The organism is Brevibacillus schisleri (assembly GCF_055685845.1).
Window position 1 is genome coordinate 461,539 of record NZ_JBVNDM010000001.1, and the last position, 14,838, is coordinate 476,376.

General features: G+C 48.6%; 13 protein-coding genes. 11 read left to right on the plus strand and 2 right to left on the minus strand.

The features are described 5' to 3' along the window. Position 1 precedes the first annotated feature (1 nt). The 7 genes from ACUUHJ_RS02445 to ACUUHJ_RS02475 all read left to right on the plus strand — a co-directional run bounded on the left by ACUUHJ_RS02445 (position 2) and on the right by ACUUHJ_RS02475 (position 7,842). Positions 2-727: a hypothetical protein gene (locus ACUUHJ_RS02445; RefSeq protein ID WP_472301130.1), complete on the plus strand. Its 726-nt coding sequence runs from the start codon at positions 2-4 to the stop codon at positions 725-727. A gap of 61 nt (positions 728-788) precedes the next feature. After that, the gene (locus ACUUHJ_RS02450; protein WP_472298183.1) at positions 789-1,631 is read left to right on the plus strand and encodes an arginase family protein; all 843 of its coding nucleotides are present in this window, start codon (positions 789-791) and stop codon (positions 1,629-1,631) included. Between the two features lie 158 nt (positions 1,632-1,789). Beyond that, on the plus strand, positions 1,790-3,121 hold the full coding sequence (locus ACUUHJ_RS02455; protein ID WP_472298184.1) for a DUF4179 domain-containing protein: 1,332 nt from the start codon (positions 1,790-1,792) through the stop codon (positions 3,119-3,121). A 123-nt stretch (positions 3,122-3,244) separates the two neighbouring features. Continuing rightward, positions 3,245-3,811, plus strand: coding sequence for an RNA polymerase sigma factor (locus ACUUHJ_RS02460; protein ID WP_472298185.1), 567 nt, complete (start codon positions 3,245-3,247; stop codon positions 3,809-3,811). After that, complete coding sequence (locus ACUUHJ_RS02465; RefSeq protein WP_472298186.1) at positions 3,792-5,444, plus strand: DUF4179 domain-containing protein; 1,653 nt, start codon at positions 3,792-3,794, stop codon at positions 5,442-5,444. Before ACUUHJ_RS02460 ends, ACUUHJ_RS02465 begins: the two co-directional genes overlap by 20 nt. A 189-nt stretch (positions 5,445-5,633) precedes the next feature. Then, positions 5,634-6,200: an RNA polymerase sigma factor gene (locus tag ACUUHJ_RS02470; RefSeq protein ID WP_007728877.1), complete on the plus strand. Its 567-nt coding sequence runs from the start codon at positions 5,634-5,636 to the stop codon at positions 6,198-6,200. Beyond that, positions 6,181-7,842: a DUF4179 domain-containing protein gene (locus ACUUHJ_RS02475; protein ID WP_472298187.1), complete on the plus strand. Its 1,662-nt coding sequence runs from the start codon at positions 6,181-6,183 to the stop codon at positions 7,840-7,842. The genes ACUUHJ_RS02470 and ACUUHJ_RS02475 overlap by 20 nt, the downstream gene beginning before the upstream one ends. A gap of 59 nt (positions 7,843-7,901) precedes the next feature. On the opposite strand, the gene ACUUHJ_RS02480 is transcribed toward ACUUHJ_RS02475, so the two are convergent. Both ACUUHJ_RS02480 and ACUUHJ_RS02485 read right to left on the minus strand, forming a co-directional pair. Next, entirely contained in the window at positions 7,902-8,531 is a 630-nt protein-coding gene (locus tag ACUUHJ_RS02480; protein ID WP_472298188.1) for an HXXEE domain-containing protein, read from the minus strand. 19 nt (positions 8,532-8,550) lie between these two features. Continuing rightward, complete coding sequence (locus ACUUHJ_RS02485; RefSeq protein WP_289675847.1) at positions 8,551-9,141, minus strand: TetR/AcrR family transcriptional regulator; 591 nt, start codon at positions 9,139-9,141, stop codon at positions 8,551-8,553. Positions 9,142-9,306: 165 nt separating this feature from the next. Between ACUUHJ_RS02485 and ytaF the strand changes: the two genes are divergently transcribed. From ytaF to ACUUHJ_RS02505, 4 genes are all read left to right on the plus strand, one after another. Further along, a complete protein-coding gene (gene ytaF / locus ACUUHJ_RS02490; protein ID WP_289675849.1) occupies positions 9,307-9,999 on the plus strand; it encodes a sporulation membrane protein YtaF in 693 nt (230 codons plus the stop codon). A 107-nt stretch (positions 10,000-10,106) separates the two neighbouring features. Continuing rightward, a complete protein-coding gene (locus ACUUHJ_RS02495) occupies positions 10,107-12,911 on the plus strand; it encodes a calcium-translocating P-type ATPase, SERCA-type (protein ID WP_289675850.1) in 2,805 nt (934 codons plus the stop codon). A 30-nt stretch (positions 12,912-12,941) separates the two neighbouring features. Then, positions 12,942-13,658: a sporulation protein YunB gene (gene yunB, locus ACUUHJ_RS02500; protein ID WP_064202555.1), complete on the plus strand. Its 717-nt coding sequence runs from the start codon at positions 12,942-12,944 to the stop codon at positions 13,656-13,658. Positions 13,659-13,784: 126 nt separating this feature from the next. Then, positions 13,785-14,759, plus strand: coding sequence for a copper amine oxidase N-terminal domain-containing protein (locus ACUUHJ_RS02505; RefSeq protein ID WP_472298189.1), 975 nt, complete (start codon positions 13,785-13,787; stop codon positions 14,757-14,759). Positions 14,760-14,838 lie beyond the last annotated feature (79 nt).

Sequence of the window (14,838 nt, forward strand, 5' to 3'; positions counted from 1 at the left end):
GATGGGCACAGAAAAAGAAGGGCAATGGGACCAAAGCGTGGCAGACGCCTATAGCCGTTTGGAGTGCCTGATACGAGAGCCATCTACGGAGGCAGATTTATTTTCCAGGCTGATCCGGGTCTATCTGGAGGAAGAAGAGGTGCGCATACGGCAAAAGCTAAAGCGCAAATCCTCACAGCGAATCTCTCGCGTCATGCATGAGCGGGTGGGTGAGTTTTTGTCCGGGCAGTTGAGCGGGCTTTCGTTTCAAGTGATCGACGGTCTCTTGTTTATAAAGAGGGAAGAGCAGCTAGTCGGGGCACTCAAATGCATCCCTGATCTCGGTAGCTACGATACGCCGTCCTGGAATGCGACGCTCGCCCGTTTTGCTAAGCAGTATCAGAAGCGGTTCAATCTGGAACCAGAGAAGCTGCTGTTCGTTATCTGCTCGCTTGCCAAAAGCTTGGATGCAGCTCATGCCAAGGCGTTGACCGGAATTGATGTGTGGTGTGGCGCGGCATTAACGACTCCCGCCTATCGGGATGCGCTTCAAACGTATGTCAGCAAATGTGTGGAGGTCATGGACGCTCTCCCGCAGCCTGTACACCAAGTGTATTTTTTAAGTGCAGATGTCCATCCGAATGCGCTTGCTTGCCAATTGCTGCGCGGGGAAAAAGCATCCTTGCCAGAACGGTGGTTGCGACCGTCCGTCGGTGATCTCATCCAATTATTGCAAGTAGGGCTGTGATATACTTTTATGGACATTTATACCATGAATTCCTTAGGAGGGACTGTTTATAAAAGTAAAAGTGGCTGGTATCCCGCATTTTACAGGAGCATATGTCTCTGGCACAGAATTAGCTCCGGACGCGCTTCGTACAGCAGGATTGATCGAGCAGTTGCAGAAGCTTGGCTTGGAAGTGCAGGACGTAGGAAATCTGCTTCTTCCCGATGATTTGCCTCGCCACAATATTCCACCAGTTCGTAACTGGCCAGCATCGCGCATATTCTGGGATTTGCTGCAAAAGGACGCGCAAGAGTGGCTCGATACAGACGACTTTGTCTTGATGCTCGGTGGCGATTGCAGCTTGGTTGTTGCAACGGCGAGGGCTCATCAGGCTCGGCATCAGGAAAAAGCGTATCTGCTCGTGCTTGACGGTCATCTCGATGCCGTAGTGCCATCAGCTTCTCGCTGTATTGGGGCGGCAGGAATGGGATTGTGGTTTTTGCTACAGGATCGCGGACAATGGATTGAACCAAGCGGCTGGGATGCAGAGCGAATCCGCCTGGTCGGTTGCCAACAAATGCCCACAGAGACGTATGGCGTAGAGGTTATGACCTTGGACCAGCTCACAGAAGGAAGCATCGTGGAACGAGTTTCTCATACGCTTCTATCGATCCCGCCTGATGCCAAAATCCTCGTTCACTTCGACGTAGATATCCTGCACAAAGACGCGATGCCAGCGGCCTATTCCCCAAGCGAGGCAGGATTGTCGCTGTCCGAAGCGGAAGCATTACTGGAAACTGTTTTGCGAGATTCGCGCGTGACAAGTATGGAAGTGACGGAATTCTCAGGGGCAAGGGATACCACTGGCGAGTATGCACAGAGGCTGGTAGAGTTGCTAGCCCGGGCACTATCTACACGTGCTTAAAGCCCTCCCATCCATGAAATAAATTCGATAACGAGTGAGCTCGGCAGACCTGATTTCGTTCAGGCTGTCGGGCTCTTTTTTTGCGTGCTCCTCGTGAACCGAACGATTGTTTCTCGTGAATATAGAGTGAATCTGGGAAAATAAGGAGTGGAGCAGTTATGAAAAAAATGGCGGTATGTGTGGTAGCATTGGCAGTCGTTGTATCAACGGGAATCCTCGTGTCCCCGTCGTTTTTCACAAGTAGTCCGGCAGCAGTGGTGAATGCAGCACCGTCTGTGAACACTAGCTTGTTTGTCTCGCAAAAGGCTGGAGATCCTGGAATTTTGCAAGCCGCTCAAAATGGATTTACCCAGCCGCTCGATCTGAAAGTGACCGATCAAGGCTTTATCTTGGAAGCAAAAGAGGTTCTGGCAGACCCGCTGCGCATCAGTATCATCGCCGGGGTAAAAGACAAAGACGGCAAGGCAACAGATGTGTATTGGGATAATTTCCACACCCCCACCCATGAATATCAAGAAATCACGATCAAGGATAAAGCGGGGAAGGTTTTACATAGCTCATCCCCCAATCAAGTGTCGTGGAAAACAAACCAGATTGGCGATTACATCCTGTTTGAACACGAGCTCAGAAGCTATTTTGACGATGGGAACAAGCTGCCAGACGAGCTGGTCGTAGAGTTCCACATGAAAAAGATGGGCAGTACCAAAGGAAACTGGCAGCTGTCGGTACCCGTGAACTTGAAAAAAGCAAAAGCTGCGACGAAAACAGTGGCTGTCAATCAGTCCCATACCTCTCTCCAAGGATTTCAGTTCGATTTGCGAGAGATTACCTTTGCACCGAGTGGAACAGAAGTGGTGATTGATTCGAATAACAAGGACTTCAGCTATCAGCTTGTCAATGAAAAGGGAGTCGTCCTTGGCGCATGGGACTCTGCAGTCGCTATCCATGATGAGAGCATTCAGAAAAACGTAATCAATACGATGAAATGGCGCGAGTCTGCTCCAGTGGAAAAAGGGCTGCGACAATTTCATTACTTCCACGACCTGAAAGAATCGAATGGTCTAACCTTTAAGCTGCTTGCTGTTTATACAGAGGAAGAGCCAGGATTCAGCGTAAAACTGGACCCTGCCAGTGTGGGAGCAAAGCCAGTTACAGCGGAAAAGAATGGGACTCGCTTCACGTTTCACAAGGTATCTAAGGGTAGCGGAGAGGATCGCCACAACATCGAGTTTGAGGGGACGCTAGCGGAAGGAGTAGTGGGAATCTTCCCGTTTGATACATGGTACGTGACGGACGAAAAGGGCAAAAAGTACAGTGCGGAATGCCATATCGAGGAATCCGCCAATCAAAATGGACGGATGAAAGTAAGCGGGAATTTGGAAATCGAGGAGCTGAAATCCTTGCCAAAGCAAATGACGATCACCTTTGACAGTATGTTGAAGGAGCATCGCGATGTGAGCTTTGCGGTACCTCTTTTGACAGGAAAATAAAATTTTTCAAAATAACGAGAAAGGATTTTCCAGCCTGTTCGTATTAGTGGTGAATCAACCAAAACAGGAAGCTGCGCAGCATTCCCCAAAGGCTGATCGGTGATAGATGGAGGAGTAGTAGAAATGCCGGACGATCGGGAATTGATCGAGCAAATCCTGGCTGGCAATCATCAGCTGTACAGTCAGATTATCGACAGGTACAAGGGCAAGATCGTTACTTACTTGTACAAAATGATCGGTAACATGCCGGATGCACAGGATTTGGCTCAAGACGTGTTTACCAAAACCTTTTACCTATTGAAAGACTATCGGCCTGAGCACAAGTTTTCTTCATGGCTGTATCGAATCGCGAGCAATCATTGTCTCGATGAAATACGAAGACGCAAAAGGACGGAGCAAACCGCAATCGTAGAGGACTGTATCGTTGATCCAGAGACACCGGAGACCGCCCTGTTAAAAAAGGAACGGGACGCCCAGCTAGAACGAAGTATCATGCTGCTGGATGAGGAGTATCGCGAGGTGTTCGTTCTTCATTACTTGAAGCGTCTGTCGTATCGGGAAATCAGCGAGCGACTGTCTCTTACGGAGAGCGCTGTTCAAATGCGTTTGTTCCGTGCTCGTAAAGAGATGAAGAAAAGCCTGACGAAAACAATGGGAGGGGGAGATATTTATGACATGCTTCATGTTTAATCAATGGAAGCTCTATGAAAATGGCGAGCTCCCCCCTGCCGAAAGCAAAGGACTGGAGCAGCATGCAGTAGAATGCCCGCAATGTCAAATCAAGCTGCAAGAATGGGTAGATCACATGCTGGAAGAGGAATTCTCCACCTATCCGGAAGTTCCTGTACCCGATACGTTTACGGACGAGGTCATGCGTAAACTGTTCGAAGCAGCTCCCGCACGCACTGCACGGAAGCACTCCTCCCGAACCAGAAGACAAAGGGGCTGGGATATTGTGAAGAAGACAGGATTGGTAGTAGCAGGAATTACGGCGTTGGTCGTGACAGGAACGGTTGTATCACCGACGTTTGCGAATTATGTGAATAGCTTGTTCAAGATTGAAAAGGATGCAGATAGCGGGATGAAAAATGCCGTGAATAAAGGCCTTGTCCAAAAGCTGGAGCAGAAGGTAACCGATCAAGGGATTACTTTCGAAGCAAAAGAGTTGATGGCTGACTCGATGAGGATTGCTATTATCTTTGATATGTACGACCAGAATGGTAAGCAAATAGAAGACCACTCTATGAAGCTTCAGTTAATTGATTCGAACGGAAAAGATTGGTTGGCGGAGGATGGAAGAGAGGAGTCTGGGAGTAATCATGGACAGTTTTTCATCACTGAGGTGAGCTTGAACGATATTTTCGAATCGGCGGAGGCTACTCCTGAACAACTGACCTTGAAAATCGTACCAACAGACATCGAAGGCAAGACAGGGAAGTGGGACTTGGAAATTCCGGTCGATATGAAGAAAGCGAAAGAAGCGACCAAGACGGTTGCGTTCAAAGACGCTGTGTATCAATCACCACAAGGGCTTGAGCTTAAACTGAAACAAATCGAAGTCTCCCCAAGTGCGACACGGGTTATGCTGGATTCAACGGTTCCAAAATCAGCTTATGTAGAGTTTGAACGGGCAGTGCTCATGTATGATAAGGATCATCCGGGTGGAGTCCACATCACAAACAAAAAAGTCGAACCTACTTTATCAGGAGGTGATATCGCGTACGAAATTACCAACGAGAAAGGTGAGGTCGTGGCAGCTCGGGATATGTTTGTATTAGATGAAGGAATCGCGATAAAGAAGAATGTTCTTTACGTCTCTGGACTGTCCAGTAAACAAGAAGGCGATATCATGAAGTGGTGGCATACATTTGGCCCACTACAGGGTGAACAAAAGTTAAAGTTTCAGCTCCAAAAAGTTTATGAGAACAAACTGGCTTCCCCCAAATTCGACCTCATTCCAGAAGACTTAAACAAGAAGGCAGCGACTTTCAAGGATGAGACAGGCAGTTCGTTTACATTCTCCTCTTTTTCGTGGACACCTGCTAGCGGGGAGGAAAAAGGCAAGGCTGTGATAACTGTAGAGGGTATACTAGGAAAAGATGTGGTCTCCATCAAATATTGGTATGTAAAGGATGAAAATGGGAAGATTTACTATGCGACATTGAGACCAGAGAGCACTAGAGATAAAGATGGACGGGTACTGGTCAAAGGAGAGCTGGTCATTCCGAAATTGGAGCAAGTACCGAAAAGACTTACTATTTGCTATCCCGAATATACGGTGGAGCACCACGTGAATTGGGAAGTGCCGATTGAAATCAAGTAGATGAATGACAGACAGGAGAAGAGGCTGACAGAGGCCTCTTCTTTTTTGTTTCAATAACTGATTATAGAATTTTTTAAAAGTAGAGAAAGGTTCTTCCAGCAAATCCGTAATAGCTTATGAATCAACCAAAACGGAAGCTGCGCAGCATTCCCCGCTGGCTTGATCTGTGATAGATGGAGGAGTAGCAAAATGCCGGACGATCAGGAACTAATCGAGCAAATCCTGGCTGGCGATCATGAACAGTACAGACAAATTGTTGACAGATACAAGGGCAAGATCGTTGGCTATTTGTACAGGATGATCGGCAACATGCCAGACGCACAGGATTTGGCTCAAGACGTGTTTATCAAAACCTTTTATCGTTTACACGACTATCGGCCTGAGTACAGGTTTTCTTCATGGCTGTATCGAATTGCGAGCAATCATTGTTTCGATGAAATGCGAAAACGTAAACGGACAGAGCAGGTAGAAATTGATGAGGAGCAGCTGATTGACCCAGACACGCCAGAGACGACTTTGTTGAAAAAAGAACGGGACGCCGAGCTGGAACGCAGCATCATGCTACTGGATGAGGAGTATCGGGAGGTATTCGTCCTGTTTTACCTACAGCGACTGTCGTATCGGGAAATCAGCGAGCGACTGTCTCTCTCGGAGAGCTCTGTTCAGATGCGATTATTCCGTGCCCGCAAAAAGATGAAGGACAGCCTAGAGAAAACGATGGGAGGGGGAGCTATTTATGAAATGCTTCATGTTTAATCAATTGAAGCTATACGTAAACGATGAGCTGGCCCCTGCCGAGAGCAAAGGATTGGAGCAACATGTGGAAAAATGCCCACAATGCCAGAAGCACCTGCAAGAGTTGGTAGAAGGCATGCAAGAAGAGGATTTTCCCACCATTCCGGAGGCTCCTGTACCCGATTCGTTTACAGATGAGGTCATGGATAAGCTGTCTGATGCAGTTCCTCCACGTTCTACGCGAAAGCACTCCTCCCGAACCAGAAGACAAAGGGGTTGGGATATTGTGAAGAAGACAGGATTGGTAGTAGCAGGACTTACCGCGTTGGTGGTGACAGGAACGGTTGTATCACCTACGTTTGCAAATTATGTGAATAGCTTGTTCCAGATTGAAAAAAATGCAGATAGCGGTATGAAAAATGCTGTCAATAAAGGCCTTGTCCAAAAGCTGGAGCAAAAAGTAACCGATCAAGGAATTACGGTCGAGTTAAAAGAGCTGTTGGCTGATTCGATGAGAATCGCAGTCATCTATGATGTGTACGACGAGAGCGGCAAGAAGATAGAAAATCATATATTGAATGCGAAGCTGATTGATCAGAACGGAAAAGATTGGTTCGAGGATGATGGAGGAGATAATTCGGGAAGTCATGGAGAGTTTTTCATCACAGAGCGATTTTTGAACGAAATCTTCGAATCAACTGAGGCGACTCCTGACCAACTGACCTTGCATTTAGAACAGACAGAAATCGCGGATAAGACAGGAAAATGGTCATTGGAAGTTCCGATCGATATGAAGAAAGCTAAGGAAGCGACGAAAACGGTTGGCTTCAAGGATACTGTTTTTCAATCGCCGCAGGGGCTCGGGATTGAGCTGAAAAATATCGAATTTTCCCCGAGTGCGACACGGGTCATGCTGGATACCACTTTCCCAAAATCAGCTTACTTGGAGGTTGAACGAACGTCGATCCTGTACGATCGGAAAAATCCGCAAGGCGCCATTGTCACAGAAAAAGAGCGTGATCCTGCTTTTTCGGGAGAGAATATGATGTACGAAATCACCAATGAAAAAGGGGAAGTGGTAGCCGCTTGGGATATGAAATCATTGGATGATGGGCTTGATAACAAGGAGAATGTTCTTTTCACACCAAGAACAGAAGAAGAAGCGGAAGAAAGACCAGAAGGCGATGTCTTGAATTGGTGGCATACATTTGGCCCGATACAGGGAGAACAAAAATTAAAGCTTGAGCTAAAGAAAATTTATGAGAAAAAGCTGGCTTCGCCTACATTTGATCTGGTTCCAACAGAACTAGACAAGAAAGGTGCGACTTTCAAGGACGAGACAGGCAGTACCTTTACATTCTCTTCTTTTGCATGGGAGCCAGGTAACGGCGAAGATCTAGGTGAGGCCGTAATGACCATAGAGGGTACATTAGGAAAAGGCATAGTCGAGAACCGCGATTGGTCTGTAAAGGATGAAAATGGGAAGACGTACGCTGCGTCAGTGAGTACGGAAAGCACCAGAGACAAGGACGGACGGGTACAGATCAAAGGTGAGATCTCGATTCCGCGCTTGAAGCAACAACCGAAAAAGCTTACGGTATCCTACGCTACCTATATGGTGGAACACGACGTGAAGTGGGAAGTACCGATTGAAATCAAATAGTTCAAAGAAAAGGAAGAGGCCGACAGTGGCCTCTTCTTTTTCATTTCAGGAGCTGGTTTTTATGATTTGTGTACGTATGGCCCCAGCTGTTGACGAGTAAAGGTATAACGGGAATTTTCGTCCTTTAGCCACATATTCCCCTTCACAATAAGAATGTACACCGCAACGATGAAGTAGCCCGTCCCGATGATCCAGTCTGACGTGGTTACCATGCCAGTGGAGATGATATGCCGGATATACCATACCCCGATCGGAATGTGGAAGAAAATCACGGCGAACAAGCCCGGATTATAGAGCGTTTTCGCTTTTAGATTCGCAAAAATTCCATGCCAGATAAACTGGAAGAAGCCCATGAGAATCGGTGCCAAGCCGAGCCAGACGACCGTTGGGAATAAGACGGGAACCAGATAAAAGACATAGGCAATAACGAGGTTGATGATCATCGCAGACTGTGGATTCAGCGGGTATCGCTCCGGATGGCTGCTTTTGAAAATCAAACCATTAAACAGTCCTGCAAAATATCCCGGCCAACGGTACTCTTCATACTGATGAACGAGGATGGCGATGAAGCTAAGCCACAACAGCCGCTCAATAGCAGGAATGGTGCCCCATTGCAGCATGACATACAGACTTGCCCCTACTCCCACCAACAAACCGAGATCAGACCAATATTTTCGCAAAAAGTCCATTTGTTTCTCCCCCTATTTCCTATTTTTCATGAAAATAGCGTGCGAATAACAAATCAATCTGTTGCTCCACCGAAGCGACCTCGATGGCAGCGCCTGTAGATAGTATCGATTTGAGCAAGGCAGGAAGAAAAATCGCTCCAAACAGCTGCATGATCATCATCATGAGAACTTCATGGTTTTCTTCGTGGGTAATTTCCTTCAAAACTCCCTCGATCTTCACAAACCCGATGCTTTTGAGAAATTGACCGTACTCATATTGCGAGGTAAACACAGCGCCACCAAGTGAGAAGATTCGCGAAACCAGCTCGGGATATTGCTGGATGATCTGCACGTAGCTCATTAAAAACTGCTTGAGTCGTTCTTGGGGAAGCAGAGATGTGTTATCCAAGATATCGAATGTAGCTGTAAAGCTGCCTAAAAAAGCGCTGAGGGCTTCATTGATGAGCTTATCCTTGGAACCGAAATAGTAGTTAACCAAAGCTACGTTTGTACCGGAATCCGCTGCGATTTTCCGCACGGTTACACTCTCGAAGCCCTCCATCTTGATCAAATCCAGTGTCGATTGCAAAATTTTTGCTTTCGTTTCGCTGTTTTTATCTGCCTGGGACATGACCAACCTCCTTTTGAATGGAAGAAAAACAATTTGTTAAACGATGTTTTAAACATTGTTTAATTTTATGGTATCAGCTTCCAACCAAGAAGGCAATGATTTATTGGCACATCAGCGGAGCTTTTCGCGTATACCTAATAGGCAATGAGAAAGAGGTGACCACATATGAGCGGATGGCTCGCACTCCTGCTCGTTTCCCTGGCCATCAGCATGGACAGTGTCAGTGTAGGATTGACGTATGGTTTACGGAACATGAGAATGCCCTTTTTGTCGCTCGTTGTCGTTTCTGGTTGTTCGTTTGCTGTAGTCTATAGTGTCATGCTCGTAGGCTCATCTCTCACCGAATGGTTAACACCCGATATTGGCAAGTATATTGGTGCCGCGGTCTTGATCCTCATGGGCTTGTTTACCCTGTGGCGGCTGATTGCGACGAGGTCGGGGACAGAGGTTCAGGAGTCTACTGCTCCGAGCGACAACGCCGTTCTAGCCGAAGAAAAACAGGAGGAGCAGGAACCCATCGTATTATTGTCGCAGTTCCGCATTTTTGGTGTCATGATCCAGATTTTAAAAGATCCGTCCAAAGCCGATGCTGACCGTTCTGGGCATATTATGGGCTGGGAGGCCGTCATGTTGGGGCTTGCTCTGTCTTTGGATGCTTTCGGCGCAGGCATCAGCCTTACGTTTTTGGGATACTCGCCACTGCTCGTCGCTCTCTGTATCGCGGTGATGAGTGCCTTGCTTCTTGTGGTAGGAATTGCTCTCGGTAGCCGTGCAGGAAAAGCCAGCTGGCTGACGCGACTCACCTGGCTGCCGCCGATTTTGTTGATTTGCATTGGTGTAGCCAAAAGTTTGAAATAACCGACAAACTAACACAGACCCGTCCAGATAAATGGACGGGTTGTTTTATTTTCTAGCTCGTCTGCATACACATGAAAATGAGTGAGATGTGGATGGAGGAGATGTAGGTGGATACACAGCCAATTCGAAAATGGTACACGCTGGCGGCGGCCGACGTGACCGAAGCCCTTCATAGTGATGCTGCGCAAGGGTTGACTCAGCAGGAGGCGGAGCGGCGACTGGCTAAACAAGGTGCCAACCAGTTGGCTGAACAAAAGCGAAAGCCTCTCTACTCGGTCTTTGTTGATCAGTTCAAGGATTTTATGGTACTCATCCTGTTCATCGCAACACTGATCTCGTACTTCCTCGGAGAGTACTTGGATGCGATTGCGATCATCGCGATCATCCTCATTAACGGCATCCTCGGTTTTATTCAGGAGGCCAAGGCTGAGCGATCCTTGCAAGCGCTAAAGGAGCTGGCATCCCCGATGGCGCGTGTCATCCGGGGTGGGAACATTTCCATGATACCGGCTTCGCGGCTGGTACCTGGTGACCTGGTGCAATTGGAGGCTGGGGATCGTGTTCCCGCAGATTTGCGTTTGCTTTCGGCCAATCGGCTAGAGGTAGAGGAGTCTGCATTGACAGGAGAGTCTGTTCCCGTCGGAAAAAACGTGAAAAGACTGGAGACAGCCCAGGCCTCCACTGTACCGCTTGGCGACCAAAAAAATCTCGCGTTCATGGGCACGATGGTGACCGGAGGAACAGGGAGCGGTATCGTCGTAGCCACAGGGATGAGCACAGAAATTGGGAAAATCGCGCACTTGATGAATACAGCGGAAGAAGCAGAAACTCCTTTGCAGCTGCGCTTGGAGCAAATGGGCAAAATTCTCGTGGTCGTAGCACTACTGTTGACGATTGTGGTCATTGCTGCTGGTGTCTGGCATGGTCATGAGCTGTTTACGATGTTCCTTGCCGGGGTGAGTCTCGCAGTAGCGGCGATTCCGGAAGGCTTGCCAGCGATTGTGACTGTCGCGCTAGCGCTTGGCGTCCAGCGGATGATCCGCCGCAATGCGATCGTACGCAAGCTACCATCAGTCGAGACATTGGGCTGCGCTTCTGTTATTTGCTCCGATAAAACAGGGACCCTGACTCAAAATAAAATGACTGTTACCGAAGTGTGGCACAGCGATTCCACGTATGAGGTGAGCGGTAGCGGCTACGTACCAGAGGGAGCCTTTCACTACCTGGGGAAAATGGTATCTCCCGCCCGTGACGGGGCTCTCACGCAAATCATCCGAATCGCAGACCGATGCAACAATGCCCGTTTGACATGCGAGGAGCAAAGCACGCGCAATCTGCTTGGGATGGGCAAGGCATCACGCTTTTGGCAAGTCATAGGCGACCCGACTGAAGGTGCTCTCAAGGTTCTTGCCGCGAAGGCAATGGGCGGCAATACAGAGCGTAGCACCCCAAAAAATCAGGGACAGCGTGTGGAGGAGCTCCCCTTTGATTCTGACCGCAAAATGATGTCCGTCGTCGAAAAGGGGACAGACGGTGTGTATTCCCTGTTGACCAAAGGCGCGGCGGAGGCATTGCTGGCGAGAGCGACACATATTTTGTGGAAGGGTGAGCTCATTCCACTCTCCGCAACGCTTCGTCACCAAGTACTGGAGCAAACGGAACACATGGCCGGCAAAGCGTTGCGCGTACTTGGCTTCGCTTATAAGACGCTGCAAGGCTATCGCCCGGGACAGCCGATTGGCTCTCTGGAAAACAATCTTGTGTTTGTCGGATTGGCCGGGATGATCGATCCACCGCGTGAAGAGGTGCGTCCAGCGATCAATCTTTGCCATCAAGCAGGGATCAAGACAGTCATGATTACAGGCGACCACAAGGTGACAGCAGAAGCAATCGCCCGTCAGATTGGTTTGATGCGTGGCTACGGAGAAGTATTGGAGGGGCGGGAGCTGGATGGCATGTCAGATGAGCAACTCGCAGAGTATGCGGAGCGAGTGACTGTCTATGCCCGTGTGTCTCCTGAGCACAAGCTTCGGATCGTCCGTGCCCTGCAAAGCCAAGGACATGTTGTCGCCATGACCGGGGACGGTGTCAATGATGCTCCTGCGATCAAGACCTCAGACATTGGGATCGCGATGGGGATTACTGGTACGGATGTGACGAAGGAAGCGGCCGATCTCGTGCTTCGCGACGATAACTTCGCCACGATTGTCGCCGCCGTCGAGGAAGGGCGCAATATCTATGACAACATCCGAAAATTTATCCGTTATTTGCTGGCGTCCAACGTGGGCGAGATTCTCGTCATGTTTTTTGCAATGCTCCTCGGGCTTCCTTTGCCTTTGGTGCCGATCCAGATATTGTGGGTCAATCTCGTGACAGATGGTTTACCGGCCATGGCGCTGGGCATCGATCAGGCGGAAAAAGATACGATGTATCAGAAGCCGCGCAACAAGGCAGAGAACATATTCAGCCGAGGGTTGGGCTGGAAAATTATTAGCCGTGGCTTTCTCATCGGGGCCATGACGCTGCTCGCGTTCTGGCTGACTCTCAAAGAGAATCCGAATGACTTGGTGCATGCCCAAACGGTCGCTTTCGTCACGTTGGTTATGGCGCAGCTGATTCACGTTTTCGATTGCCGGAGTCAATACAGTGTTTTTCACCGCAATGTATTTGAAAACAAATACCTCGTTTGGGCCGTACTTTCGTCGATTGTGCTCGTGATCGGTGTCGTATACATGGAGGCACTCCAGCCGATCTTCAAAACAACGGATCTGAATCTGCGCGATTGGGCATTAATTTTGGTCACGGCGGGAGTTCCTACGTTTGTCGCGGGAATCGGTGGGGTGCTTACCGGCGGCAGACAGCGCACAAGCAAAGAAAAAAAACCAGCTATGCGTACGGTTCGTCCTGACTAACCGAGCCGCCAAAGGGGAGAGGGGGCCATCGTGCGTGTGAGAAGGGGAGGATGGAAAAGACGCAGAAGGAGAATTTTTGCTGGGATCCTGCTAATCCTTGTAGTATTGATTGTTTTGTTTATCGTTGTGGAACGCAGGGTGGAGCCGACGTTGATGCTGATTGCCCAGGCCAAGGCAGAGCAGGTCGCCAAGCTCGCGATTACCGATGCAGTCACCAAACGCATGACCCAGCAGGGTGTCGACGTCAACGAAGTAGTCATCATGGAGAAAGACGAGAGTGGTAGCATCAAAGCGGTGAATTTTAATTTCAAAGAGTATTCCCGAATTGTGGGGGAAACGACTGCCCGTATTCAAAATCGCTTGAAGGAATTCGAGCAGGAGCACGTCCAGACAACCATACCACTAGGCTTGGCTACCAAAAACGTCTTTCTGGAGCACATTGGGCCTGATATTCCGGTGTCATTCGTTCCGATTGGAGCTGTCAAAACGAAGCTGGAAACAGGCCTGAAGCAAGCAGGGATCAACATGGTGCTGGTAACTGTCTACATTCACGTAGAAGTCGATTTGCGGGTCATTATCCCGTTTGCGACCAAGCAACAGACGGTCACTACACAAATCCCAGTCTCCGAAGCCCTGATCGTCGGCAAGGTACCGACTTATTTGTACGACAATCCATCAGGTAAGCCCGATGTACCGATGCCGCAAACGAACCAAGTCCCAAGCAACCAGATCCCAAGCCAGCCGTGATGTTTTTCGCTTATACATGAAGGATTTACACATCTATGAAAATTTTGTTGAAACGTTTCTGAAAGGGTGCCGTCCAATGAATAGAGACACACAAAAACTAGCAAGAACATTGGAGGCATAAACAATATGAAAACATTCCGTACAGGTATGATGACAATCGCGGCACTGGCCGCTTTGGGAACTAGCGTGGTATCTGCAACCTCCGAACCAGTAAAAGAGCTTTCTGTTAACATAAACGGTCAAGCAATCGCGCAGGATGCGATCTTCGATAAAGGTCAACAAACCGTACTGGTTCCACTTCGTCCTGTTGCTGAAGCCCTTGGTTTCAAAGTAAGCTGGAACGACAAGGAAAAAGCAGCAGAAGTGCAAAGAGGCGCGATCACCAGCTACGCAAAAGAAGGAGAGGATCGCTATCCTTTCGCAAAAATGTACAAAACGCTGGGAGCAGAGCCTCGCGTACTGAATGGCAGCACCTATGTGCCAGTTAAATTCGTAGACGGAATCCTGCAAGCAGACGTGAATGTAACCGATGATACAGTGACTGTAGTGGAGGACGAAATCGCTCCTATGCGTACGGGTACTATTACGAACATCAATAAATCCGATAAAGGCTACTCAGTTACATTGAACATCTATGAGTCTGGCATCATCCTGCACCTGACAGCAGACACCAAAATTACGGATGAAGCTGGTAAAGTACTGAAGCCAGAAGACTTGAAGCTGGGTATGGCCGTAGATGCTACGACTGAAAAATTCATGGCGATGAGCCTGCCGCCACAAACAAGTGCGCTTAGCATTACGGTAAAAGGCGGATTGGAGACTCAGGACATCCTGGGAACAGCGGGAAAAGTAGCGAGCATCTCTGCTGACAAAGATGGCAACTACAAAATGCTCGTAGAGGGTCGCGGTATTACCGGAACCTCCCAAGAAAAAATCAACCTGAACATTACCGAAAAAACGGTGATCATCAATGCGCGAGACAACAAGGTACTCTCGCCAGCTGAGCTGAAAGAGGATATGCAAGTAGTTGCCTTCTACTGCCCAGTGATGACGAAGAGCCTGCCGCCTATCGGCACTGCTGAAAAAATCGTAGTAGAGTAAGAGAAAGTACGGGATGGCATTTGCTGTCCCGTTTTCTTATGTTCAGGGAATTCCCTGATACACTTTCTTTTATGGAAAC